The organism is Actinomyces ruminis (assembly GCF_002154335.2).
Classification (GTDB): domain Bacteria; phylum Actinomycetota; class Actinomycetes; order Actinomycetales; family Actinomycetaceae; genus Actinomyces; species Actinomyces ruminis.
The window spans coordinates 1-25,378 of the sequence record NZ_MTPX02000017.1 but is presented as its reverse complement, the minus strand read 5'-3'; the positions used below and the strand labels follow the sequence as shown (position 1 = coordinate 25,378).

General features: G+C 69.6%; 16 protein-coding genes and 5 pseudogenes. 16 read left to right on the top strand and 5 right to left on the bottom strand.

Annotation, left to right across the window (positions count from 1 at the left end; genetic code table 11):
• Positions 1-5: 5 nt before the first annotated feature.
• The 10 genes and pseudogenes from BW737_RS02315 (at position 6) to BW737_RS17425 (ending at position 14,274) form a co-directional block, all read left to right on the top strand.
• Entirely contained in the window at positions 6-473 is a 468-nt protein-coding gene (locus tag BW737_RS02315; RefSeq protein ID WP_086615427.1) for a hypothetical protein, read from the top strand.
• Positions 473-1,348, top strand: a complete 876-nt coding sequence (locus BW737_RS02310) for an ABC transporter transmembrane domain-containing protein (RefSeq protein WP_086615428.1) — start codon at positions 473-475, stop codon at positions 1,346-1,348. Before BW737_RS02315 ends, BW737_RS02310 begins: the two co-directional genes overlap by 1 nt.
• A complete protein-coding gene (locus tag BW737_RS19120; protein WP_276567336.1) occupies positions 1,258-1,953 on the top strand; it encodes an ATP-binding cassette domain-containing protein in 696 nt (231 codons plus the stop codon). The genes BW737_RS02310 and BW737_RS19120 overlap by 91 nt, the downstream gene beginning before the upstream one ends.
• A complete protein-coding gene (locus BW737_RS02300; protein ID WP_086615429.1) occupies positions 1,950-3,701 on the top strand; it encodes an ABC transporter ATP-binding protein in 1,752 nt (583 codons plus the stop codon). Before BW737_RS19120 ends, BW737_RS02300 begins: the two co-directional genes overlap by 4 nt.
• A 1,105-nt stretch (positions 3,702-4,806) precedes the next feature.
• On the top strand, positions 4,807-5,889 hold the full coding sequence (locus BW737_RS02295) for an alpha-amylase family glycosyl hydrolase (protein WP_086615430.1): 1,083 nt from the start codon (positions 4,807-4,809) through the stop codon (positions 5,887-5,889).
• Positions 5,890-5,948: 59 nt separating this feature from the next.
• Positions 5,949-6,775: pseudogene (locus tag BW737_RS17430) on the top strand (alpha-amylase family glycosyl hydrolase).
• Positions 6,736-6,888: pseudogene (locus BW737_RS19305) on the top strand (hypothetical protein); the annotation flags it as partial. The pseudogenes BW737_RS17430 and BW737_RS19305, both read left to right, overlap by 40 nt.
• A 300-nt stretch (positions 6,889-7,188) precedes the next feature.
• Positions 7,189-11,102: pseudogene (gene pulA, locus BW737_RS02280) on the top strand (pullulanase-type alpha-1,6-glucosidase).
• A gap of 459 nt (positions 11,103-11,561) precedes the next feature.
• Positions 11,562-14,036: a pullulanase-type alpha-1,6-glucosidase gene (gene pulA / locus BW737_RS02275; RefSeq protein ID WP_257210380.1), complete on the top strand. Its 2,475-nt coding sequence runs from the start codon at positions 11,562-11,564 to the stop codon at positions 14,034-14,036.
• 103 nt (positions 14,037-14,139) lie between these two features.
• Complete coding sequence (locus BW737_RS17425; protein WP_257210379.1) at positions 14,140-14,274, top strand: alpha-1,6-glucosidase domain-containing protein; 135 nt, start codon at positions 14,140-14,142, stop codon at positions 14,272-14,274.
• Between the two features lie 109 nt (positions 14,275-14,383).
• Here BW737_RS17425 and BW737_RS02270 read toward each other — a convergent pair.
• The 3 genes and pseudogenes from BW737_RS02270 to BW737_RS17415 all read right to left on the bottom strand — a co-directional run bounded on the left by BW737_RS02270 (position 14,384) and on the right by BW737_RS17415 (position 17,012).
• Positions 14,384-15,804: pseudogene (locus BW737_RS02270) on the bottom strand (replication-associated recombination protein A).
• A 90-nt stretch (positions 15,805-15,894) separates the two neighbouring features.
• On the bottom strand, positions 15,895-16,320 hold the full coding sequence (locus BW737_RS17420; protein WP_257210378.1) for an ROK family protein: 426 nt from the start codon (positions 16,318-16,320) through the stop codon (positions 15,895-15,897).
• Complete coding sequence (locus BW737_RS17415) at positions 16,311-17,012, bottom strand: ROK family transcriptional regulator (protein ID WP_257210377.1); 702 nt, start codon at positions 17,010-17,012, stop codon at positions 16,311-16,313. Before BW737_RS17415 ends, BW737_RS17420 begins: the two co-directional genes overlap by 10 nt.
• Positions 17,013-17,124: 112 nt before the next feature.
• Here BW737_RS17415 and BW737_RS02260 point away from each other — a divergent pair, with 112 nt between their 5' ends.
• From BW737_RS02260 to BW737_RS02240, 3 genes and pseudogenes are all read left to right on the top strand, one after another.
• A complete protein-coding gene (locus tag BW737_RS02260) occupies positions 17,125-17,709 on the top strand; it encodes an HAD family hydrolase (RefSeq protein ID WP_257210376.1) in 585 nt (194 codons plus the stop codon).
• A 339-nt stretch (positions 17,710-18,048) separates the two neighbouring features.
• A pseudogene (locus tag BW737_RS02255) lies at positions 18,049-19,007 on the top strand (SPFH domain-containing protein).
• 674 nt (positions 19,008-19,681) lie between these two features.
• The gene (locus BW737_RS02240) at positions 19,682-20,128 is read left to right on the top strand and encodes a TA system VapC family ribonuclease toxin (protein ID WP_086615434.1); all 447 of its coding nucleotides are present in this window, start codon (positions 19,682-19,684) and stop codon (positions 20,126-20,128) included.
• 254 nt (positions 20,129-20,382) lie between these two features.
• Here the strand turns inward: BW737_RS02240 and BW737_RS15510 are convergent, their stop codons facing one another.
• Positions 20,383-20,937: a hypothetical protein gene (locus BW737_RS15510; protein ID WP_143233233.1), complete on the bottom strand. Its 555-nt coding sequence runs from the start codon at positions 20,935-20,937 to the stop codon at positions 20,383-20,385.
• Between the two features lie 6 nt (positions 20,938-20,943).
• The gene (locus BW737_RS02230; protein WP_180272009.1) at positions 20,944-23,400 is read right to left on the bottom strand and encodes an excinuclease ABC subunit UvrA; all 2,457 of its coding nucleotides are present in this window, start codon (positions 23,398-23,400) and stop codon (positions 20,944-20,946) included.
• Between the two features lie 171 nt (positions 23,401-23,571).
• Between BW737_RS02230 and BW737_RS02225 the strand changes: the two genes are divergently transcribed.
• From BW737_RS02225 to BW737_RS02215, 3 genes are all read left to right on the top strand, one after another.
• Positions 23,572-24,042, top strand: a complete 471-nt coding sequence (locus BW737_RS02225) for a helix-turn-helix domain-containing protein (RefSeq protein ID WP_086615438.1) — start codon at positions 23,572-23,574, stop codon at positions 24,040-24,042.
• Positions 24,039-24,446 carry an antitoxin gene (locus BW737_RS17410; protein ID WP_180272008.1) on the top strand — a complete coding sequence of 136 codons (408 nt, stop codon included), beginning with the start codon at positions 24,039-24,041 and terminating at the stop codon, positions 24,444-24,446. The genes BW737_RS02225 and BW737_RS17410 overlap by 4 nt, the downstream gene beginning before the upstream one ends.
• A 106-nt stretch (positions 24,447-24,552) precedes the next feature.
• Positions 24,553-25,378: DEAD/DEAH box helicase (locus tag BW737_RS02215; RefSeq protein ID WP_143233232.1), on the top strand; the 826-nt coding region annotated here is incomplete at its 3' end.

The window sequence follows — 25,378 nt, the reverse complement described above, 5'->3', positions numbered from 1 at the left end:
GGGTTGTGCCGATCCCCGTTGCCCGCGCCCCGCATCGGTGGCCCGCCTTCCTCTCGATACAGGCCACGCCACCTCCGGACCTGCCCACCACTCCGGGCGGTCTGCTGCGGGCCCTGACCCGTATGAGCGTGCCCGCGATCGCCCTCGGCGTCGTGGTCTCCACGGCTTCCTACCTCGCGCAGGCGCTGATCCCGCTGGCACTGGGCGATCTGCTCGACGCCGGCCTGGAGAGGGGACTGACCGCGCGCCTGCTGCCCGGGATGGCCGCGCTGGTGGGTTTGGGCCTGCTCGGCTCACTCGCCGCCGGCTTGGAGGACGCCAGCGGCATGGGGGCCTGGGCCAGCGCCTGGAAACCCGCCATGCGTGGCGCCGCCCACCGCCTGGGCCTGCGCTCGCGGGCGGTGACGCGCCAGATCGCCAGTGGCGACGTCGTGGCCACCATCAACGCCGACGCGACAACATCGGTGCGCTGATGTACTTCGGCGTCAACGTCATCGGCGCCCTGGTCAGCGTTGTGGCCGTCGGCGTGCTCATGCTGCGCACCTCGGCCGCCCTCGGGCTGCTGGTGCTGATCGGGCTGCCGATCGTGCTCGCACTGGTGGGTGCCTTCATCCGTCCCCTCAACCGCCGCCTGTCCGTACAGCGCGAGGAGCAGGGCCGCCTGTCCACCATCGCCACCGACGCCGTGGCCGGCCTGCGCGTGCTGCGCGGCATCGGCGGGGAGGACGTGTACGCCGCGCGCTACGCCGACGCCTCCCACCGGGTGCGCGACGCCGGCATCCGCGTCGCCTCCACCCAGGCGCTCCTGGCCACCGTCAAGGCCGGCGCCCCCATGGTGTTCACCGCCGTCGTCGTCGGCGCTGGTGCCCGCGCCGCCCTGACCGGGGCGATCACCCCCGGCCAGTTGGTCACCTTCTACGGCTACACCACCTTCCTGGTCGGGCCGCTGGGGGTGATGGCCGACCTGATCCAGTTCTCCACCCGCGCCTGGGTGGGGGCGCGCAAGGTGGCCCGCATTGAGGCCGTTGCGCCGCTCACGGACGACTCCGGGGTTGTGCCCGGGGCGCGCCTGGACCCGGCCGGCGACCTGACCGACCTCAGTTCCGGGGATCGTGCTGCGCGGCGGGCGGCTGACCGCCCTGGTCTGCGCCGACCCGGCCCGCGCCGCCGCCCTGGCCGAGCGCCTCGCCGCGCCGACGCGCCGTCGGCCCTGTCACGCTCGGCGGCACCGACCTGCGCGCGGTTCCCCTGGAGGAGGTGCGCCGCACGATCGTCGTCTCCGGCGCCCACGCGGAGGCCTTCGCCGGGACGCTCGCCGAGGAGGTACTCGGCGATGAGATCCCTCTGAGCGAACCGCGCTCGATCGTCGAGGTCATTCGCACCGGCGCGGTGGCGGGCGCCCACGGCGACGAGGGCCCCGCCGCCGGCGGGGGTGTGGCGCCCCTGACCGCCGCCCAGCGGGAGCGCGCCGAGTATGCCCTAGCCGTCGCCGCCGCAGGAGACGCCCTCGACTCCCTCGGCGGGCTGGACGGTCAGCTCACCGAAAAGGCCCGCAATGTCTCCGGCGGACAGCGCCAGCGCCTGGCCCTGGCCCGGGCCGTCGCCCGCCGCGCCCCCGTCCTGGTGCTCGTCGAGCCCACCAGCGCCCTGGACTCCCACACCGAGGACCTGGTGGCCCGGCGGCTGTGCGAGGACCGGCGCGGGCTCACCACCGTCATTGTCACCGCCTCCCCGCTGCTGCTGGGACGCTGCGACGAAGTGGTGCTGCTCCGGGCCGAGACGCCGGAGGGGCTGCAGGCCGACGCTGCCCGCGCCCCGACGCCTGCCGGGGCGGGTGCTGCGTCCGGCGGGGGCGTGCGCGAACTCGCTCGCGGCACCCACCACGAACTGAGGGCGCTGGAGGCCTACCGGGCCGTCGTCGAGCGCGGCGTCGATGCGGGAGGCGAGCGATGAACCGGCGCCTGCCCGTGGCCGACGGGGCCGCCGTCCGCCGTCGTGCCGTTGAACTGATCGGGGCGCACAAGGGCGCGGTCGCCGCCGTCACCGTCATTCAACTGCTGGCCGCCCTGGCCTCGGTGGGCATCCCACGGGTGCTGGGAGCCATGGTGGATCTGGTGGCGGGCGCTGCGGGCGCCGAGGTTGCCGGCCGGTTGCAGGGGTTGATCGCCGTCGTCATCGCCCTGGCTATCGGCAATGCCGCCCTGACGGGCTGCGGCGAGTACTTGGCGCGCGTACTGGGGGAGCGGGTCTTCGCCGAACTGCGTGAACGGCTGGTCGGCTCGGTCATGCACCTGCCGCTGTCGGTGGTCGAATCCGCCGGCACCGGCGACCTGCTGGGCCGCACCGGCCGTGACCTGGAGTCCATTCGCACTGTCGTCCAGCGGGGCGTCAGCCAGATCCTCGTCATCGTGCTGACGCTGCTGACGATCGTGGGTGCCGCCGTGTTCACCTCGCCGCGGCTCAGTCCGGCGTTGATCCTCCCGCTGGTGGCCGTCATGCCCGCCATGCGCTGGTATCTGCGCCACGCCGTGCCCGCCTACCGGGCCATGAACGCCATGTGGGCCGAGGTCGACGGCGTCGTCGCCGAGACCGCCGACCAGGCCGCCACCGTGGATGCCCACGGTCTGGGGCGGCGCCGCAATCGCATCCTGGACCGAGCCATGATCGAGGTCTGGTCCACCGAGCAGTACACGCTGTGGCTGCGCATCGTCCTGATCACCGCCCTGGGGCTGGGCTCCTTCGCACCGGTGATCGCCGTCGTCGCCTGGGGCGCCTGGCTGGCGGGCCATGGGGCTGCCACCCTCGGCGCGATCACCACGGTGGCCCTGTACGCCGTCCAGTTGCGCACCCCCGTGTCCGAGATGACTTTCTGGATCGACTCTCTGCAGACGGCGGGCGCAGCCATGTCCCGCATCGTCGGCGTGGAACTGGTGGCTCCCGACCGGCAGGCCACCAACAGTGCGGTCACGGGCCGGCCCCCGCGCGCGTGCGGCGTCTCCTACGCCTACTTGCTCGGGCACGACGTGCTGCACGAGGTCGACCTGGAGCTGATACCCGGGGAACGGCTGGCCGTCGTCGGCCCGTCCGGCTCGGGCAAGTCCACGCTCGGCCGCATGCTTGCCGGCATTCACCCGCCCACGCGCGGGCGCGTACTCGTCGGCGAGGACACCGATCTGACCGCCCTGACCGAGGCCGCCCTGCACCGCGAGGTGGCGTTGGTGACCCAGGAGCACCATGTCTTCGCCTGCAGCCTGGCGGACAATCTGCGCCTGGCGCGCACGGACGCCACCGACGCCGAACTGGAGCGCGCCCTGAAAGTGATAGGTGCAGCCGAGTGGGCGCAGGGATTGTCCGACGGGCTGGATACGTTGGTGGGAGCCGGCGGGGTGCAGCTGACGCCCGGGCAGGCCCAGCAGGTGGCCCTGGCGCGTATCGTGCTGATGGACCCGGCCACGCTGGTGCTGGACGAGGCCACCAGCCTGCTCGACCCCAGCGCAGCTCGGTCCGCCGAGCGCTCGCTGGACGCCGTGCTGGCCGGGCGCACGGTGGTGGCCATCGCCCACCGGCTGGACACGGCCGTGGCCGCCGACCGCGTGGCGGTGGTGATTGACGGGCGGATCGTGGAGCTGGGACCGCACGCCGAGCTGCTGGCTGCCGACGGGGAGTACGCCCGCCTGTGGCATGCGTGGGTCAGCGACTGAGCGCCGCTCATCGCTCCCCTCTCTCCTCTCCCTCCCTCCCCCTCCGCGAGACCGGCACTTGTTACACGCCGAGACCGGCACTAATGACGCACCTGCAGCTACGCATGCACCTGCGCAGACCAGGTTCCGTGCTTTCAGGTACGCGTTTGGCTCACACGTACGCGTTTTGGAGGTTTCCCCGCGCTAGAACCTCGAAAAGCTCCCAAATGCGTACGTGAGACGGAAAGCCGTACGTGAGACGGTGCCGGAGGGTGGTCCCGATGGCGCGGAGTGGTCCATGTGTAGGCGGCCGGGCCACAGGCGGCGCTTACCGATCTCGGCACGTTACTTTGACCGACCTCGGCGGAAACAAGGATCTTCCGGTTTGAGGGTGTCGTGGTTGGGGTCGGGGCTGCGGTGCTGATGGTCGTTGTCGGGCTTACGAGGACGTTCTCGCCGAACCAGGGTCGTTCTCGGGCCGTTGTTGGCCTGCGGGGACGATTCGTTGGGGCCGTTGGGATCATCAGGCGCCGGACCGGGACCATCGACGAGGCACACCGGGTGATCTTGACGCCCTACTCAACACGCCCGCCGGGGCCAAGACATGACCGCTAGAGCGCAGACATGACCGCCCGGGCGCGGGCCTGGCGTGTGCGCCCGCGCGCCCCGGGTGACGGTTCGGCACTTCGCGTGACGGTTCGGCACTTGGCACCAACGCTTCGGCACTTCCAACGACGGTACGTACCGCTGGGTGCCGAACCGTCACAAGAAGGTACGAGTCGCCGGCCAGAACATACGAACCCTCACGCAAAGGTACGAACCGTCGCGTCAGCACACGGCCCCCCAGGCCCACACAACCCTCAAACACCAAGAACCGGCCTCAGCGCGTCACTGGTGCCGGTCTCGGGGTGTCATTAGTGCCGGTCTCGGCACGTAACAAGTGCCGGTCTCAGTGTGTTACAAGTACCGGCCTCGGCGTGCAAGGCGGGTGAAAGAGTTGCAGAGGTTGCAGGCCGTGGCTTCCTGTCGTACCCTCAAGTGACCCCAACCGGCCCGTCAGCCTTTGGCCGGAACCTACCTCGCCCGCTCAGGTGCGGGCGAGACTTGCACAGACGAAGGAGTCATCGTGCGCTTGCACTCCTTGCACACCGGGCGGCTAAAGCGTTCCCGCGCCCTCGGCGCCGTCGCCGCCACAGCCCTGGCTCTGTCCACCGGGGCGATCGGCCTGGCCGCACAGCCCGCCGTCGCCGTCGCCGACGAAGCTGCACCGCAATCCGTGGCCCTGGTCGGCTCGCTGCAGGATGAGCTCGGCTGCGGAGGCGACTGGGATCCCGCCTGCGACATCACCGAGATGACCGATGCCGACGGCGACGGCACCTGGGAGTACACCGCCACCGTGCCCGCCGGCGCCTACGAGGTCAAGGTCGCCCTGAACGACTCCTGGGACACCTCCTACGGCAAGGATGGCGGCGCCGACAACATCCCCCTCACCCTCGCCGGCGACGCCGAGCTCACCTTCACCTGGAACCAGGACAGCCACCGCGTCGGGCTGGCCTCCGCCGACCTGACCGGCGACTACACCGACGCCGACGACGCCATCACCGCCGCCCCGGTACGCCAGGGCACCGATGAGCAGTTCTACTTCGTGCTCACCGACCGCTTCGCCAACGGTGACACCTCCAACGACGCCGGCGGACTCACCGGCGGCAGCGACATCACCGGCCTGGACCCCACCGACAAGGGCTACTACCACGGCGGGGACATCCAGGGCCTGATCGATCACCTGGACTACATCCAGGACTTGGGCACCACCGCCATCTGGCTGACCCCCTCCTTCACCAACCAGGCCGTGCAGGGCACCGGTGAGAACGCCTCGGCCGGCTACCACGGCTACTGGATCACCGACTTCACCTCCATTGACCCGCACCTGGGTGGCAATGAGGCACTCGCACAGTTGCGCGACGCGCTCCATGAGCGCGGCATGAAGCTGTACCTGGACATCATCACCAACCACACCGCCGACCTCATCAGCTACGAGGAGGGCACCTACACCTACGTCGAGACCGCGGACGTGCCCTACACGGACGCGCCGGCAACGTCATCGACATATCCGCCCTGGCCGGCCGGGACGACTTCCCGACCCTCGACGCCGCCACCTCCTTCCCCTACACGCCCGTGCGCAACGGGGACGTCATCCCCGAGGCGCTGAACGACGTCACCCTCTACCACAACCGCGGCGACTCCACCTGGACGGGGGAGTCCACCACCATGGGCGACTTCCAGGGCCTGGATGACCTGATGACGGAGAATCCGATCGTCGAGCAGACCTTCGAGGACATTTACACCGCCTGGATGGACTTCGGCGTGGACGGATTCCGCATCGACACCGTCAAGCACGTCAACTACGAGTTCTGGCAGGCCTGGACCGCCGCCATCGACGCCCACGCCGAGGCCACCAACCCCGACTTCTTCACCTTCGGCGAGGTCTACGACGCGACTCCACCAAGACCAGCCCCTACGTGCGCGGCACCGGCATGGACGCCACCCTCGACTTCGCCTTCCAGGCCGCCGCCCAGGGCTTCGCCAAGGGCCGGCCGACGACGAACCTCGGCACCTTCTTCGCCACCGACGACTACTACACGACCACTCACTCCAGCGTCTACGCCGAGCCCACCTTCCTGGGCAACCACGACATGGGTCGCATCGGCTACCTGCTGGGCGGTGGCTCCGGCAGCGAGGAACTGCTCACCCGCTCCGAGCTGGCCCACTCGCTGATGCTGCTCACCCGCGGCCAGCCGGTCATCTACTACGGCGACGAGCAGGGCTTCGCCGGCTCCGGCGGAGACAAGGACGCCCGCCAGGACATGTTCGCGACCCGGGTGGACCAGTACGCAGGCGAGCAGCTCGTCGACGGCACCGTCGCGGGCTCCACCGATCGCTACGACACCGACTCCGCGCTCTACCAGCACATCGCCGAGCTCTCCCAGCTGCGCGCCACCTACTCGGCCTGTCCACCGGCTCCCAGATCGAGCTGTACTCCCAGGACTCCGCGGGCGTGTACGCCTTCGCCCGCGTGGACCGCGACGAGAAGGTAGAGCACCTGGTCGCGCTCAACAACGCCGGCGAGGAGCAGACCGTCACCCTGACCAGCCTCACCCCGGGTGCCGCCTACACCCCGCTGTACGGCACCGACAAGGCGGTCACGGCCGACGGCGACGGCAAGGTCACCCTCACGGTTCCGGCCCTGGGCGCCGTCGTCCTGCGGGCCGACGCCACCGTCGCCGCCGCCGCGGACCAGGCCGTCACCTTCACCACCCCCAATGGCGCCAACCTGTCCGGCTCCACCGCCGAGATCGCCGCCACCACCGCCGCCGACCGCTGGGCGGAGACCACCTTCTCCTACCGGCCGCTCGGCACCGAGGATTGGACCGTCGTCGGCACCGCCGAGGACGACACCCCGCGCGTGTATGCGGACCTGTCGGCCGTGCCCGCCGGCACCGTCCTGGAGGTGCGGGCGGTAACCACTGACGCCGCCGGTAACCGGGCCGCCACCTCCACCCTCGCCGTCGTCGGCGCCGACCTGTCCGGAGCGGAGCCCGAGGCCAAGCCGGACGCCCCCATCGACGGCCTGGAGGTCACCATCCCCGGTGACCACAACACCGAGATGGGTTGCATCTCCGACTGGCAGCCCGACTGTGAGCAGGCGCTGCTGACCCAGGACCCGGTCTCCGGCCTGTACACCGGCACCTTCGACATCCCCGCGGGCACCTGGCAGTACAAGATCGCCATCGGCGGCACCTGGGATGAGAACTACGGCGCCGACGCCGTCGCCGGCGGCGACAACATCTACTACACCACCGACGGTCAGAAGCCCGTCACCTTCTACTACGACGCCGCCACCCACCAGGTGTGGAACGACGCCGAGGCCCCGGCGGTGACCCTGCCCGGCTCCTTCCAGGACGAGCTCGGTTGCGAATCCGACTGGGACCCCGCCTGCCTGGCCTCGATCATGCGGCCGAACGGCGACGGAACCTGGACCTTCTCCACCGAGGCGCTGCCCACCGGCGCCTATGAGGTTAAGGTCGCCGTCGGCCTGTCCTGGGCGGAGAACTACGGGGTGGACGGCGCCGCGGACGGCGCCAACTACTCCTTCTCCGCCACCGCGGGCAAGAGTGTCGTCTTCACCTACGACGAGTCCACACACCTGCTGACCATCGAGGTCGCCGACCCGCCGGTCGCCGGCACAGGAGAGGAACGCGCCTACTGGATCGACTCCACACGCTGGCCTGGCCGGTGAGCCTGCTGCCCGACGGCGTGACCCGCGCGGACGTGGTCGGTTCCGACGGCACTGCCGTAGCCGACGCCCCCATCACCCTGGGGCTGGTCACCTCCCCCGACGGTGGTGCCACCCTGAGCGACGGACAGGTGACGGACGGCACCGAGACGCCGCTGCGCGTGCTTGGCAACCTGCCCGACGACGTCCTGGCGGCGCACCCGAACCTCGATGGCTACATCGCCCTGAGCCTGACCGACGCCGACGGCAACGCCCTGCTGTCCGCCGACGAGGTCGTCGAGGCCCTCAAGGGGCAGGTGGCCGTGGTCCAGCACGGCGCCGACGGCACCGGCGCCACCGCCTTCACCGGGGTGCAGACCGCCGTCGTCATCGATTCCCTGTACGCCGACGCGGTCGCCGACGCGCCGCTGGGCGTCACCTTCTCGGGCGGCGTCCCCGACTTCGCGCTGTGGGCGCCCACCGCCCAGGCGGTCACCCTGCTGACCTGGGACACCGGCTCGGCCACCGGTTCTGCGGCCCTGGTGGACGGCGATCCCGTGCGCACGCCCGCCGTGCGCGGTGAGGACGGCCGCTGGACGGTGGCCGGCGCCGACGCGGCATCACCGCCGGCTCCCAGTACCTGTGGGAGGTTCAGGTCTACGCCCCGTCCACCGGGAAGGTGGAGACCAACCTGGTCACCGACCCCTACTCGGTGGGGCTGACCCTGGGCTCGGTGCGCTCGGTCGCCGTCGACCTGTCGGACCCGGACCTGGCCCCCGAGCAGTGGGCGAGCACGGCCTCCCCGCAGGTGGACTCCGACGCGGGCCGCACCATCTACGAGCTGCACGTGCGTGACTTCTCCGCCGCAGACGCCACCGTCCCGGAGACCTATCGCGGCACCTACAAGGCGTTCACCGTCTCCGACTCCGACGGCATGAAGCACCTGGCCGAACTCGCCGACGCGGGCATCGACACCATCCACCTGCTGCCCACCTTCGATATCGCCTCGATCGAGGAGGACCGCTCCGCGCAGCAGACCGCCGACATCCCCGCCGATGCCGGACCGGATTCCACCGAGCAGCAGGCGGCCGTCTCCGCCGTCAAGGACGCCGACGCCTACAACTGGGGCTACGACCCCTACCACTACACGACCCCCGAGGCTCCTACGCCACCGAGGGCAACCAGGACGGTGGTGCCCGCACCTACGAGTTCCGGGAGATGGTCGGCGCCCTGCACGCCACCGGGCTGCAGGTGGTGCTGGATGAGGTCTTCAACCACACGGCCGGCGCCTGCCAGGACGCCACCTCCGTGCTGGACCGGGTGGTGCCCGGCTACTACCAGCGGCTGGACGCCAAGGGCAACGTGCTGACCTCCACCTGCTGCCCCAACACCGCCACCGAGAACGCGCTGGCGGAGCGGCTGATGATCGACTCCGTGGTCACCTGGGCGCGCGACTACCACGTCGACGGGTTCCGCTTCGACCTGATGGGCTACCACTCGGTGGACACCATGAAGAAGCTGCGCGCCGCTTTGGACGAGCTCACGGTGGACAAGGACGGCGTGGACGGCTCGGCCATCTACCTGTACGGCGAGGGCTGGAACATGGGGGAGATCGCGGACAACGCGCTGTTCACCACCGCCACCCAGGGGCAGCTGGACGGTACCGGCATCGGTACCTTCAACGACCGGCTGCGTGACGCCGTCCACGGCGGCGGCCCCTTCGATGACGATCCGCGCACCTACCAGGGGTACGGCACGGGCCTGTACACCGACCCCAACGGGCTGTCCGACAGCACCGAGGAGGAGCAGCTGGCCGACCTCGGCCACGCCACCGACCTGGTCAAGCTGGGTCTGGCCGGCAACCTGAAGGACTACTCCTTCACCCAGTCCGACGGGACCGTCAAGCGCGGGAGGAGATCGACTACAACGGTCAGGCGGCTGGTTACGCCTCCAGCCCGGAGGAGACGATCAACTACGTGGACGCCCACGACAACGAGACCCTGTTCGACCTGGGCATCTACAAGCTGGCCACGGACACCTCCATGGCCGACCGGGTGCGCATGAACAGCCTCTCGCTGGCCACCGTCACCCTGGGACAGTCGCCGTCGTTCTGGGCGGCGGGCACCGAGATGCTGCGCAGCAAGTCGCTGGATCGCGACTCCTACAACTCCGGCGACTACTTCAACGCGATCGACTGGACCGGGCAGGACAACGGCTTCGGTGCCGGGCTGCCGGTGGAGTCCTCCAACGGCTCCAAGTGGGACATCATGCGCCCGCTGCTGGCCGACGCCTCACTCAAACCGACGGCGGATGACATCGCCACCTCCAACGCGCAGATGCTGGACTTCCTGCGGATTCGCACCTCGACGCCGCTGTTCCACCTGGGCTCGGCCGACGCCATCCAGACCAAACTCTCCTTCCCGAACTCCGGGACCGAGGCGACGCCGGGCGTGATCGACATGTTCATCGACGACACCGTCGGCGATGACATGGACACCTCCCTGGCCGGTGTGCTGGTGGTCTTCAACGCCTCCGATACGGAGGTCAGCGAGACGATCACGGATCTGGCCGGCCGGGAGTTCGTGCTGCACGAGGTGCAGGCCGACGGCTCTGACGACGTCGTCAAGGACTCGACCTTCGACGCGGCCACCGGCACCGCCACCGTCCCGGCGCGCACCGTGGCGGTCTACGTGGAGAAGCAGGCGGGCAGCATCACCGAGCCGACGGCAGAGCCCAGCGCCGAGCCGACCGCCACGGCGGAGCCCAGCACTGAGCCGACCGCCACGGCGGAGCCCAGCACTGAGCCGACCGCCACGGCGGAGCCCAGCGCCGAGCCCACTGGCGAGGCCACCGCCACGGAGGCGCCGACCGCGGTCGCCTCCTCCGAGCCCACCGGTACGGCGAGCTCCTCTACTGCGGCCGCGGCTTCCGCTGCTTCCACGCAGGGGACGGACGCGCCGTCGTCGGGAGCGGGGACTGCCGGGGACTCCGCGTCGGTCAGCGCTGCTACCTCGACTACCCCAGCAGCGGGCGGCACTGGACACAGCCCGCTGGCCCGCACCGGCGCTACCGGGGTGGTGCTGCTAACCGCAGTCGCGGTGGTGCTGGTGGCGGCGGGAGCGCTCCTGCGCCGGCGGCGTCGCGCCTGAGCCGCAGCGCTCGAGTGAGGGGCGGCGTCCGGAACCAATCACTCGGTTTCGGGCGCCGCCCGCGTTTGCGCGTGCGTCTACGACGTCTGCTACGCCACTTCACGTTCTACTACGCCGCTTTGGGGTCTGTTGAATACCTCCGAGGCCTTCAGCAGAGCGTTAAGTGGCGTTGTTAACGGCGAAGGGGCGTAGCAAACGTCACTCGGGGCGACGTCGTGGACGGGGCGCACCGGGCCGCCCGTTCGTGCGGCACCACCTCACTGTCTTGACACATGTTGCTCTTCCTTGGAGGCATCGGGATACACTCAGCGCCAACAGCCAGAAAGGTGTTCCCATGGCCAATGTCGTCCCGGTGCATCACGACGCCCCGGTCCGCCACGAGCTTCCCGGCGTCGGGGAGGCTCGTGCCTATTGGGTGGATGAAACCACCCTGGCCTGGCCGGCCGACCTGATGCGGCGATGGTTGACGTCGAGGCGCTGCGCGTGCGTCCACCGGTCGGCACCCCGGCCCACACCCCCGTTACCTTCGGCCTGGTTACGGCCCCCGCGGGCGGCGCTCGGCTGGTAGACGGCATCCTGGAGTTGGGCCCCGAGGGGGAGGAGATCCCTCTGTGCATCCACGGCTCGCTGGAGGACCTCCTCGGCGAGGAGGCCATGAGCGCCCACCCGGCCCTGCGCGGCTACCTGGCCCTGTCGCTGGAGGACGAGTTCGGCAGTCGGCGCGTGGAGCGCGAGGACATCACCATGCTGCTGGCCGGTCAACTGGCGGTCGTCCAGCGCACCGCCGCCTCGACCGGCGGCTGGATTACGGCCTTCACCGGCGTGCAGATCTGGCCGGTGCTGGACCGCCTGTACGCCGACGCCGCCGCCCGGGACGGCTCCGCCCCACTCGGTGCCAGCGTCGGCCCCGACGGCGCCCCTGCCTTCGCCCTGTGGGCGCCCACCGCCGTCGACGTCGCCCTGCTCGCCTGGCCCACCGGCGACCCCACGGGCTCCGTCCCGCTGGTCGACGGCGATCCGATCCGCGTGCCCGCCGACCGGGCCGACGCCGAGTCCTGGGACGGCCGCTGGGAAGTGGACGCCCAAGCCGCGGCCGCCGCCGGCATTGACGCCGGCTCGCAGTACCTGTGGGAGGTGCGCGTCTACGTCCCCGCCACCGGGGAAATCGAGACGAACCTGGTCACCGACCCCTACTCGCGGGCGTTGACCGTCGACTCGCGCCGGAGCGTCGTCGTCGACCTGGGACAGCGCTCCCTCAAGCCGTCTGCCTGGCGGGAGAACCTCAGCCCCATCGTCGCCAATGACGCGGCCCGCGCCATCTACGAGCTGCATGTGCGCGATTTCTCCGCCGCCGACGCCTCCGTTCCCGAGGAGCTGCGCGGCACCTATGCGGCCTTCGCCCTCGCCTCGGATGGCACCCGCCATCTGCGCAGTCTCGCGGCCGCCGGCATCGACACCCTGCACCTGCTGCCCATCTTCGACTTCTGCTCGGTGCCCGAGGAGCGTGCTGCCCAACGCACCCCCGAGATCCCCGCCGACGCTTCCCCGTCCTCCCGGCGCCCCCAGGCCGCCGTCGCCGCCGTCGGCGACACCGACCCCTACAACTGGGGCTACGACCCCTGGCACTGGTTGGCGCCCGAGGGCTCCTACGCGCGCGCGGGCTACCAGGACGGCGGGGCGCGCGTGCGTGAGTTCCGGGAGATGGTCGGCGCCATCCACGGCATGGGCCTGCAGGTGGTACTCGATCAGGTCTTCAACCACACCGGGGCCTCCGGCCAGGACCCCCACAGTGTGCTCGACCGGATCGTCCCCGGCTACTACCACCGCCTCGACGCCGCCGGGGACGTGGAGATGTCCACCTGCTGCAACAACATCGCCACCGAGCACCGCATGGCCGAGCGGCTCATGATCGACGCCTGCGTGTCCTGGGTGGTCGACTACCGGGTGGACGGCTTCCGCTTCGACCTGATGGGCTATCACTCGCTGGCGACCATGGCGCGGCTGCAGGAGGCCCTGGCAGAGGTCGCCGACGACGCCGTCGGCCACCCCATCTACCTGTACGGCGAGGGTTGGAACATGGGGGAGGTGGCGGACAACGCCCTGTTCACCCAGGCCACCCAGGGGCAGGTCGGCACGCTCGGCATTGGCACCTTCAACGATCGCGTGCGCGACGCCGTCCACGGGCGCAGCGAGGATTCCGACCCGCGGACGCCACAGGGGCTGGGCAACGGCGAGCTGACCGACCCCAACGGTTACGACGACCGCTCCGAGGAGACCAAGCGCGACGACCTGGCCTGGCGCGCCGACCTGGTGCGCCTGGCCCTGGCCGGGAACCTGCGCGACTTCGAGCTGCCCGGGCCTGACGGGCAGTGGGTCCGGGGCGAGGAGATCCGCTATGGCGACGAGGCCGCCGCCTACGGGATTGCGCCGGTCGACTCCATCAACTACGTCGACGCCCACGACGACGAGACCCTGTTCGACCGGCTGGCCTACAAGCTGCCGCTCGATACCCCCATGTCCGAGCGCATCCGCATGAACACGCTGTGCCTGGCCACGGTCACGCTCGGGCAGTCCCCCTGCTTCTGGGCGGCGGGCACCGAGCTGTTGCGCAGCAAGTCGTTGGACACCGACTCCTACAATTCCGGCGACCACTTCAACGCCATCGACTGGACCGGGCAGGACAACGGTTGGGGGCGGGGCCTGCCGCCCGCCGCCCGCAACTTCGACGCCTGGGTGGTACAGGCCGGCATCCTCATGCACGAGGATCTGCGCCCCACCGCCGCGGACATCGCCACGGCTCGGCAGCAGGCCCTCGACCTGCTGCGACTACGGCGCTCCAGCCACCTGTTCTCCCTGGGAACCGCGGCGCTCATCCGCGAGCGCGTGTCCTTCCCCACCGCCGACGAGGCCGTCCCCGGCTGGTGGTCATGCTGATTGACGACGGCGCCGGGGACAGCGACATCGACCCCGACCTGGACGGGCTGCTGGTGGTCTTCAACCCACGCCCGGCACCGTCAAGCCGCGGGTGGATGCGCTGATGGATCGCTACTTCGAGCTGAGCGACATCCAGATGGAGGGCGCCGACCCGATCGTCAAGGACACCCGCTTCGACGCCAACACCGGCACCATCACTATTCCCGGCCGCACCGTAGCCGTCCTGTACGAGCGCTGACCGCTCCCCCCGGCCGAAACTGGCACTAATAACACGCCGAAACCGGCACTAGTGACATGCCGAGATAGGCCCGCATGGTGGAGGCTGGGGTGACGCGGGCGTTGAGGCGTCAGTTGTCGGCGCGCAACTTGGCGCGCAGGTCCTCCCAGTAGGCCAGGCGCTCGCGGATGCGGCGCTCGTGGCCGTGATCGGTGGGCTCGTACAGGCGTTCGCGCTGCTCGCGGGGCGGGAGGCCCTCGGGCATGTAGTCGGCGCCGGAGAAGCCTCGGGGGTGTCCGGGTCGTACTGGTAGCCCTCGCCGTAACCCAGCTCCTTCATCAGCCGGGTCGGCGCATTCAGGATGTGCGCCGGCGGCATGAGCGAGCCGGTTTGCCGTGCCAGCTTCATCGCCCGCCCCAGGGCCCGGTACACGCTGATCGACTTCGGCGCCGTCGCCAGGTAGACGACCGCCTGAGCGATCGCCAGCTCGCCCTCGGGGGAGCCCAGGCGCTCGTAGGTGTCCCACGCGGCCAGGGTCATCTGCAGGGCGCCGGGATCGGCCATGCCAACGTCCTCGGAGGCGAAGCGCGCCAGCCGCCGCGCGACGTAGAGCGGGTCCTCCCCGCCGGCGAGCATGCGCGCCAGCCAGTACAGGGCGGCATCCGGGTCGGAGCCGCGCATGGACTTGTGCAGTGCGGAGATGAGGTTGTAGTGCTCCTCGGAGGACTTGTCGTACAGGGGCGCCCGGGAGGCGACGACGGCGGTCAGCGCCTGCTCGTCGAGCTCTGCCGGTTCTGTGGGGACGGGGCCGCCCGTGGGCGCGACGGCGTCCTTGCCGGCGGCGCCGGCCTTCTCCTGGGAATCCGCATAGCCGATGACCTGCTCGACCATGCCCAGCAGGTAGCGGCCGTCGCCGTCGGCCATGGCCAGCAGTGCCCGGCGGGCGCCGTCGGTCAGCGGCAGCCTCCGACCGAGCAGCGCCTCGGCGCGGGTGAGGAGCTCGGCCAGGGCGGCGTCGTCGAGCCGGTGCAGCACCAGGACCTGGCAGCGGGACAGGAGCGCGCCGTTGAGCTCGAAGCTGGGGTTCTCGGTGGTGGCGCCCACGAGCACCACCGTGCCGTCTTCGACGTAGGGCAGGAACGAGTCCTGTTGGGCGCGGTTGAAGCGGTGGATCTCGTCCACGAATAGCAGGCTGCCCTGGCCGACTTCGCGGCGGCGCGCGGCAGCGGCGAACACCTTGCGCAGGTCGGCCACGCCGGAGAAGGTGGCCGAGACCTGCTCGAATACCAGGCCCGTGCGGTCGGCCAGCAGCCGGGCGATCGTGGTCTTCCCGCAGCCGGGCGGGCCCCACAGGATGATCGAGGCCAGGCGTCCGGCGGCCACCATCCGCCCTAGCGGGGCGTCGGCCGCCAGCAGATGGTCCTGCCCGACGACGTCGTCGAGCGTGCGCGGGCGCAGTCGGTCCGCCAGTGGCCGGGTGGGGTCGTCGACGATGGGGCCGCCGTCGTCGGCCGCGGCGTCGAAGAGCGAGGGGGCGTCCTCCGTACTCATGGGTCCAGGCTACGGGCTGAGCCCGACGCTGCGGGCGGGGTGGCTATTGCGGGTGATGCGCCGCCCAGGCGGCGAGGCCGGCGGGGCTAGTTACCGCATCCAGGGCGATTTCTGCGGCGCGATCGATGCGGCGTCGAAACCGAGTTCGCCGGAGACGATGCGCGGGCAGTCGTCGCGCAGGCAGCCCATGAGGCCGCGCATCAGTGCGGCTTCAAAGGCTGCCGGCGAATGCGAGCGCAGGAGCGGCCCGATCCCGCCGAGGGTGACGATGTCGGGATCGGTGGTGTTGATCAGTCCGGCCAGGCCTCGTCCCAGGCTCGCTGCGGCGGCTTCAATGACGGGAACGTCGCGGGGAGTGGCTCGGTTGATGGCCGCCTCGACAGTAGTTGGAGTGGAATCGCTAAGCCCCAGCTGCCGGGCCAGCGAACCCGTGCCCAGCACGGTGTCCCAGCATCCGTGCGCACCGCAGCCGCAGGCTGTATCCGGGTCGCCAAAAGGAAGGTGACCTATCTCCATGCTAGGCCGGTGGCTCCGAGGACGGGAGTGCTGTTGAGGACGAGGCCTCCGCCAACGCCGTTGAGCACGGTCACGTGTAAGGCGCTGCGAGCGCCGCGACCGGCGCCGCGGCGTGACTCGGCCAAGGCCTCGCAGGTACCGTCATTGGTGACGAACAGTTTGGCTCCCGGTACTGCCAGGGGAGTGAGGCTCGTCCGCTGCCAGTCCAGGACCGAGGACTGGACAATACTTCCGTCGCGGACGGTCGCGGCAACGGCTACCGACACGGCTCTGACCCTGCTCGCATGGCGGCTCACCTGTGCGGCAACGGCCCGACGTATCGGTACCAGGACGTCGTCGGGGCTACGGCTGTGATGGGATGCGGTAGCTACGACCGCAGGCCGGCCCTCGATTCCGGCCACGGCCACTCGCCAGTCGGATGCGGTGATCTCTACGGCGAGGATGAGCGGGCCGTCGGGGTGTGCGGTGAGTATTGCGGTCGGGCGTCCGCGCCCGCGAGACCTTGGCTCTCCCTCGGTGAGAAGGGACGCTTGGCGCATCCTCGTGATGAGATCGGTGGCCGTGCCAGTCGAGATGCCGAGCAGCTTGGCAACCTGTGCCCGGGTGACGCCGGGATGGGTGCGCACCAGGGCGCAGACATCGGCGGCCAGTGTCCAGCGAAGCTGCTCGGCGGTAGTACGGCGGTGCTCCATCCGGTCTCCCTCTAGCATTTTACTCGTCGGTCGAGTTTAATGGATGTATGACCTGTTTCATGCATCATCTTGCCTTGTGTCAAGCGGTTCTGCTCGACATGGATGGAACCTGGTGGACTCCACTGCGGCGGTCGAGGCGGCGTGGACCGCCTGGTCCGACGACAACGGTCTGGATCGGGCGGAAGTCCTCGCGGCCTGCCACGGCCCGGACGCCGCCACCACCGTGCGCCGTTTCTTGCCGGGTCTGTCGGAGGCGGAGGTGGCTGAGCATGTTATGGCTCATTTGGAACGTGAATGCGCGGATACCGCAGGGGTGTATCCGGCTGGTGGGGCCCTCGAGCTGGTCGCCTGGATGGACGAGCAGGCTCTGCCGTGGGCGGTCGTCACCAATGCCCATCTTCGTTTGGCTCGCACGCGGTTGGGTGCCGCTGGAATTCGTCCGCCCACCATCGTTTCCTTTGACGACGTCGAACGCGGCAAGCCGCATCCCGAGGGCTACCTGCTGGGGGCGCGCCGCCTGGGTGTTGAACCGCGGCGGGTAGCTGGGGTGGAGGACTCCGCGCCCGGCCTGGAGGCGGTGCGGGCGGCCGGCATGGTTGCGGTGGCGGTAGGGGGAGTCTGGGGTGCCGACATAGTGTGTCGCGACCTGCATGAACTACGGCGATTGTTGGACATGGCAAGAGGGGGCGTGTGGTGATGATTGGGGGAATGGTGAGGTTGGCGGAAGTGGTTGTGTTGGGCGCTGGATGCGGCGGCAGGCAATGTCCAACTGCGCAGCTGGCACGGAGTGCACCGCTTTAGGGTGCGGTCCTGTCGCGAAGACCGGGTGCTGCCGCGGAACTGTGCCGTTTTTCGGAGTGGGGGCTGGGTGGGGCGGCTGAAAGTGGTGCATCTGGTGACAGTTGCGGTCCTGTAGCGGGTGGTGGTCAGGGCTGGGACTTGCCGCCACGCGAAAAATAGCTATCATATTGCTATAGCCGTCGCGGGAGTCGAGAGGTTTCCGCCTCCGCCGCTGTGGCTGGAACTGGAGGTCGCCATGTCCACGACACCGCGCGTCGTTGTTCCCCAGCAGGACCCCGTCCCCACCGAGGGGCGTGTTGATATAGCGGAGAGGCCCGCTGCCGGCGCGGGGTCCGGTGCGGCTTTCCTGGTACTGCTCCTGTTGCTGGGGCTCTTCGGCGTGTCCATTGCCGTCTTCATTGCAGGCGCCATCGCGGCGGATCGGGGCGAACCGGGCGGGGTGCCGCGCCTGGTCGCAGGGGCGGTGGGCCTGGCCATCCCGCTCCTGCTGATCACCTCCTTCACCATCGTGGCCCCCGGGCAGACCAGCGTGCGCCAGTTCTTCGGCCGCTACATCGGCACCGTGCGCCGCACCGGCCTGGTCCTGGTGCCGCCACTGACATACGGCAAGAAGGTGTCCATCAAGGTTCACAACTTCGAGACCAACGAGATCAAGGTCAACGATCTTGACGGCAATCCGGTGGAGATCGCCGCCATCGTCGTCTGGCAGGTGGCCGACACGGCCCGTGCGGTCTTCGCCGTCGAGGAGTACGAGGCCTTCATCAAGGCGCAGGCGGAGTCGGCGCTGCGGCACGTGGCCACCACCCACCCCTACGACGAGCCCGGCCCCGGCGAGACCTCACTGCGCGGCGGCACCGACCTGGTCTCCGCCGAACTCGCTGAGGAGGTCGCCGCGCGCGTGGCGATCGCCGGACTGGAGATCATCGAGGTGCGCATATCCTCCCTCGCCTACGCCCCGGAAATCGCCCAGGCGATGCTGCAGCGGCAGCAGGCCGGCGCGGTAATCGCCGCCCGTGAGCAGATAGTCGAGGGTGCGGTCACCATGGTGGATCAGGCCCTCAAGCGGCTGGAGGCCGACGACATCGTCTCCATGGACGATGAGCGCCGCGCCAGATGGTCTCCAACCTGCTGGTGGTGCTCTGCTCCGACCAGCGCACTCAGCCCGTCGTCAACACCGGCTCCCTGTACGCCTGAGATTCGCCTGCGCGGATTCGGAGGGTGCCGATGGCGGGCGGTAAGCGCAAGCAGGTCTTGCTGCGGCTGGACCCGGCGGTCCATGCGGCGATAGCCAAGTGGGCCGCCGACGACCTGCGTTCGGTCAACGCGCAGATCGAGATCATCCTGCGGCGTGCGCTTGACGACGCCGGTCGGGGCGTCAAGGCTGCGCCCATGCGGGGCAGGGGGCGGCCCCGGAAGGAAGTCGACGGCTCCGGGGATGGCGATGGTGCTGTCGGGAGTGGCACGGGTGCGGCTGGCGGGGGTGGTGGCGCCGGTGGGAGTGGTACCGGGGCTGACGGTACGAGCGGCGTGGAAACGACCGCTGTCGGGAGTGACGGCGGCTATGGCGGGTGACCGCACTAGACGGTTCGGGCCGACTGTGTTGGGAAGGCGCCATTGACGCAGTGATGCGGTGATGCGGTGATGTCCTTATGCGTACAACGCTGGATATCGATGACGATGTTCTCGCGGTGGCGCGGGAGAGGGCCCGCCGGGAGGGCGTCTCCCTAGGCCGGGCCGTGTCGGACTATGCGGTGTGCGGGATTCGCGGCAACGGGCCCAAGGTGGGCTCCCGTGGGGTGCCGGTCTTCTCGCCTCCACGTGGCAGTCGGTTCATACGGTGACTTTGGACCTCGTTGAGAGGTACCGCGATGGCGATGAATGAGCGGTCTCTACGTCTGCTCGACGTCAACGTGATGCTTGCTCTTTCCCTTGTCAATCACGCTCACCACGAAGCGGCCAGCAATTGGTTTGAAGATGTGGAGTCTTGGGCTACGTGCCCGTTCACCGAGGCTGCGTACTGCCGGCTCCTGTTGAACCCACGAGTCACCGGATTCGAAATCGGCGTTCCGGAGGTACTGAGCGGGTTGCGCACTTTTTGTGCGGTCAAGGGGCACGAATTCATAGAGGACTCGGCCTCGTTGGCTGAGCCCCTCATCCAACTCGAACGAATGGTTGGGCATCGTCAGGTCACCGACTTCTACCTCGTGGACCTGGCGGCGCGCTCCGGAGCCGTGCTCGCCACACTCGATGCGCGTATCCCGCTTGCTCTCGCGAAGGAGGACCGCCGCTTCGTGGAGGTCATACCAGTCGGCTGACGTGACGCAGTCCGGATGTGGGGTCGGGGTGTCCGGATCTATGACAAATGGCTCCGGCGATGTCGGTCGCTGCGGACGAATCGTTGGAATTATGCGGGCGCCGAATCGGTACCTGCGGGGTGCCGGCGGCGTTTGTCATCGTTTTTGACACCGCGCCCGCGCTTCGGCACTGTCCGGTGCCGATGCAGTTTCCGCGCTTGTCGGGGTGGCGACTTTAACGGCCCTGGCACCGCCGACCTAAACCGGTCCCTTCCTCAAACCGGGAGAACCACTTGACCGTCCCGCAAGTTGACCAGCAGGACGGCGCCGGGTTCCCTCTGCGGGCTACACACAAGCCACCCATCACGCGGCGTCATAGAAACATCGATCCCGTCGAGTGCCAGGCGCTGGGTGGCCCAAGCGACACCGGTTGAAGATATCGCCACAATGCTCAGTTCGGTGATGAGCAGTAGCAGGGGCGGATCTTGAAGCACTCGGGTATCGACGACGTCGCGGCGCGCCTCGCGAACCTCCATGAAGGATTGCGGATAGCGGGCATCTCCCAGAAACGGGATACCCCTGGCAACAATGCACGCCATCCACCGGTTCGGAGTGGGGAACGCCCCACTCAGGGCCCGTATCCCCGGCGTTGGGGAGTGAATGCCGAGAGTGTATGGGTCGTGGCTCGATCCAGGGATGTCACCTGGTTCCACCAGATACGTCTCCATATAGGAACCGAATTCCCTGCCGAGCTCGTAGTCGGGTGGTCCTCCGGGTGGCAGGTCAACGGCGCTGAGACGAAACCTGGAAGAGAAGGTATGAAGGTCCATGGGTGTTCACTGCCCGCCGCTCTGGTTCAAATGTTCCGCCAAATAGCGCCCCGTGAGCGAAGCCGGATCGGTGGCCAGCTGCTCCGGGGTGCCGGCGGCGACCACGCGGCCGCCGGCCTCGCCGCCGCCCGGGCCCATGTCGATGACCCAGTCGGCGTTGGCGATCATGTCCAGGTCGTGCTCGATCACCACCACGCTGGCGCCCCGCTCCACCAGGCGATCCAGCACGCCCAGCAGCACGCGCACGTCCAGCGGGTGCAGGCCGATGCTCGGCTCGTCGAGCACGAACACCGTCCCGTGCTGGTCGCGGCCCAGGTCGGCGGACAATTTCAACCGCTGCGCCTCACCGCCGGACAGGGCCGTGGTCGTCTCCCCGAGCGTCAAGTAGCCCAGACCCAGCTCCGACAACAGGTGCAGGTGACGACGCACCTTGGGCAGGTCGGCGCACACCTGCTCGGCCTCGTCGACCGTCAGCGCCAGCAGCTCCGGCAGGGACAGGCCCGCGGCGTCCCGGTCGCCGTCGCCCGGCAGCCGACGGATGTCGCGCGCGGCCTCGCCATAGCGGGAGCCGCCGCACTCGGGGCAGACGATGTCGACGTCGGGCAGGAACTGTACATCCAGGACGATCTGGCCGGTGCCGTCGCAGTGATCGCAGCGCAGCGAGCCGGTGTTGTAGGAGAAGTCGCCGGCCCTCAGCCCCGCCTCGCGCGCAGCCGGGGTGCGCGCGTACACGCGCCGCAATTCGTCCATCACCCCGGAGTAGGTGGCCACCGTCGAGCGGACGTTGGTGCCGATGGGGGAGGCGTCGACGACGACCACCCGCTGCGCCTGCTCGGTCTGGATGGAGGTCGCCGGGGCGGGCAGCGGGGCGTCGTCGGCGAGCGCGCGCAGGGCCGGCACCAGCGACTCCAACACCAGGGTGGTCTTGCCGGAGCCGGACACGCCGGTCACGGCGGTGAGCCGCTGCTCGGGGATGGCGACGTCGAGCGCATGGACCGTGTGGATGGGGGCGGTCTCCAGGTGCACGGCGCCGTGGGCGAATACCTCCTCGGCCTCGGTGGGCTCGCGGCAGATGACCTCCGCCGCGCCGGTGATGAACGGGGCGATGCGGCTGGCCGGGTCCGCCACCGCCTGCGCCACCGGGGCGTTGACCACGATCTCGCCTCCGGCGTGCCCAGAGCCCGGGCCGATTTCCAGCAGCCAGTCGGCCTCGCGCAGCAGGGCGACGTCGTGATCCACCACCAGCACCGAGTTGCCGTCGGCCAGCAGGTCCCGCAGCACGCCGGTCAGGCCGGCCAGGTTGGCCGGGTGCAGGCCGATGCTGGGCTCGTCGAGCACATACAGCACCCCGGTGGTGCGGTTGCGCACGGCGCGGGCGAGCTGGACACGCTGCCGCTCCCCGGTGGACAGGGTCGACGACGCCCGGTCCAGGCTCAGATACCCCAGGCCCAGGTCCAGCAGCCGGCGGGCGGTCACGATCAGCTCGTCGACAATCTGCCGGGCCATGGCCACCAGTTCCTGCGGCATGGTGTCCGCAATGCCGGCCGCCCACTCTACAAGCTCGCTGAGCGGGAGCCGACAGGCCTCGTCCAGGCCGATGCCGCGCACCTTGGTGGAGCGCACCAACTCCGACAGGCGGGAGCCACCACAGTTCGGGCAGACGGCCTCGTGGAGGAACTTCTCCACGCGCTTCATGCCCCGCTCATCCTTCACCTTGGACAGCGCGTTCTCCACCGTGTGCACCGCGCTGTAGTAGGTGAAGTCCATTTCGCCGGCGACGCCGGTCTTCTCGTTGACGTAGAGGATGTGCCGCTTCTCCGCGGGGCCGTGGAACACGATCTCCCGCTCGCGGTCCGTCAGCTCGCGGAACGGGACATCCGTGCGCACGCCCATCTCCCGGGCCACGTCCTTCATGAGCGACCACATCAGGTTCTGCCAGGGGGCGACGGCGCCCTCGTCGATGGTCAGCGACTCGTCGGGCACTAGCGTCGCCTCGTCCACGGTGCGCACCACGCCCGTGCCCTCGCAGCGGGGGCAGGCGCCCTCGGAGTTGAAGGCGAAGGACTCCGCCCCCGGCTGGGGGAACTCCACCCCGCAGGTGGTGCAGTGCAGGGGTACATCCAGGGCGACGTCAATGGTGGGCTCATTCAGGTGACCGTTGGGGCACATGTGGTTACCCAGGCGCGAGTACGCCAGGCGCAGGGAGTTGAGGACCTCGGTGGAGGTGCCGAAGGTGGAGCGCACCCCGGGCACGGGCGGCCGCTGGTGCAGAGCCAGGGCGGCGGGCACGTGCAGCACCTCGTCGACGTCGGGGCGGGCCGCCTGGGTCAGGCGGCGGCGCGTGTAGGTGGACAGGGACTCCAGGTAGCGGCGGGCGCCCTCGGCGTAGAGCACCCCCAGGGCGAGGGAGGACTTGCCGGAGCCGGACACGCCCGCCACCGTCACCAGCTTCCCGAGCGGCACCTCGACGTCGACGTTCTTGAGGTTGTGGACGCGGGCGCGCGCACGCTGATGGAGGTGGGGGCGGCGGGGGAGGAGTTAGCGGGGACGGCGGTGGACATGAGGCTCACGCTACGTGGAGTCGCCGACGCAAACAGCTACATCGTTATAGCATCCCTGCTATATGCTTGGTGCGTGAGACGCTTCGATACTGATGCGGCGCCTGAGCTCATCCGTGCTGCACGACGTGACGCGGGGTTGACGCAGACCCAGTTGGCTGAACGCGCCGGCCTGCGGCAGCCGAGTCTGGCCCAGATGGAGTCGGGCAGGCGTTCCGTATCCGACGAAATGCTGGAACGCGTCTTGCGTGCGGCCGACTACCGTCCATCCATTCCGCTCGCCGCACACGCCGATGCGATCATCGCCAGTGCCCGGGCGCACGGCTTGGCGAATCCGCGGGTGTTCGGTTCGGCGCTGCGCGGCGAGGACACCTTCGACTCCGATATTGATCTGCTGGTCACCCCCGCCTCCGGTGCTGACCTGTTCGATCTGGCCCTGTTTGCCGCCGAGGTTGAGGAGCTAACGGGATTCCCGGTCGAGGCGGTGGCCGATACCTCGGTGCCCGACGTCCTCAAGAGCGCCGTTCGAGAGGCGGTGCCTTTGTGAACGACGCCGACCCGAAACGGCGGTTCGCGCCGCGTCCCCGCAGAGCTGCTGCACGCAGCCATGACCGAGAAAACCTGGTGGAAGAGCTGAAGGCGATTCGCAGGCGCGTGCAGATGGTTTCCGGCACCTCGCGGGACTCGTTTCACGACGGCTCGGACGCCTACGACGTCGCATCGATGGTGATCATTCGGCTGGCGGCACTGTTCGAGCGACCCGAGTTCGTGCCGTATCTGACTGCTGTCACTCGCGAGGAGCGGCTGGCGATCAGTACGACGCGGAACATAGCGGCCCACACGGGTTACCGATCAATGAATGACGACCTGTTCTGGGCTGCGGTGACGCAGCGGGTACCGGAGATTCTGGACCGGCTGATCGATGAGGCCGCAGGCGCGGAAGACTTCTGACGGGCCGAGTCCTTGAACTCCGGCGCTCCCGGTGTGAGGTGGGCGCTGTCGGCGGTGCGATCTAGGGGCTCTATTCCTGTCGGTGCCCGCGCCTATCCTGGCCCCGATGCCGCCGACACTGCCCGATGCCTTCGCTCCCGCCACCCGCGCCTGGTTCGACGCCGCCTTCGCGGCCGGGCCGACGCCGGTGCAGCTGCGCGCCTGGGAGGCGATTGGCCGCGGCGAGAACGCCCTGGTGATCGCCCCCACCGGCTCGGGTAAGACCCTCGCGGCGTTCCTTTCCGCCATTGACCGGCTCGCCCGGCCCGGGGCGCAGGTGGCCCAGGGCGATGAGCCCATTTCGGCCGACTACCCTGCCCGGCAACCGCACTGTGGGGTACGCGTCTTGTACATCTCCCCGCTCAAGGCCCTGGGCGCCGATGTGGAGCGCAACCTGCGCCGTCCCCTGGCGGGCATCACCGCGGCCGCCGCGGACCTGGACGTGCCCGCCGCCCCCATAGCGGTGGGCATGCGCACGGGTGACACCACCCCGGCCGAGCGCCGTCGCCTGCGCACTCACCCGCCCGACATCCTCATCACCACGCCCGAGTCGCTGTACCTGATGCTCACCAGCGCGGTGCGCGAGACCCTGCGCAGCGTGGAGACGGTGATCGTCGACGAGATCCACTCCTTCGCCGGCGAGAAGCGCGGCACCCATCTGGCGCTGTCGCTGGAGCGCCTGGACGACCTGCTGCCCCGGCCCGCCCAGCGCATCGGTCTGTCCGCCACGGTGCGCCCGCCCGAAGAGATCGCCCGGTTCCTTGGCGGCACTCATCCCGTCAGCATCATCGCCGACGACGCCCGCACCGCCCCCGACGTGACCGTGGCCGTGCCCGTGACGGACATGGCCCGCGTGCCGGCCACGCTCGACCGCCACGAGCGGGCCTGCGGGG

Coding starts and splice junctions, on each gene's coding strand:
- BW737_RS17425 (WP_257210379.1), top strand. CDS start 14,140: ATGGATCGCTACTTCGAGCTGAGCGACATCCAGATGGAGGGCGCCGAC.
- BW737_RS17415 (WP_257210377.1), bottom strand. CDS start 17,012: ATGGAGCACCGCCGTACTACCGCCGAGCAGCTTCGCTGGACACTGGCC.
- pulA (WP_257210380.1), top strand. CDS start 11,562: ATGGTTGACGTCGAGGCGCTGCGCGTGCGTCCACCGGTCGGCACCCCG.
- BW737_RS17420 (WP_257210378.1), bottom strand. CDS start 16,320: ATGGAGATAGGTCACCTTCCTTTTGGCGACCCGGATACAGCCTGCGGC.
- BW737_RS02300 (WP_086615429.1), top strand. CDS start 1,950: ATGAACCGGCGCCTGCCCGTGGCCGACGGGGCCGCCGTCCGCCGTCGT.
- BW737_RS15510 (WP_143233233.1), bottom strand. CDS start 20,937: ATGGACCTTCATACCTTCTCTTCCAGGTTTCGTCTCAGCGCCGTTGAC.
- BW737_RS02240 (WP_086615434.1), top strand. CDS start 19,682: ATGGCGATGAATGAGCGGTCTCTACGTCTGCTCGACGTCAACGTGATG.
- BW737_RS02310 (WP_086615428.1), top strand. CDS start 473: ATGTACTTCGGCGTCAACGTCATCGGCGCCCTGGTCAGCGTTGTGGCC.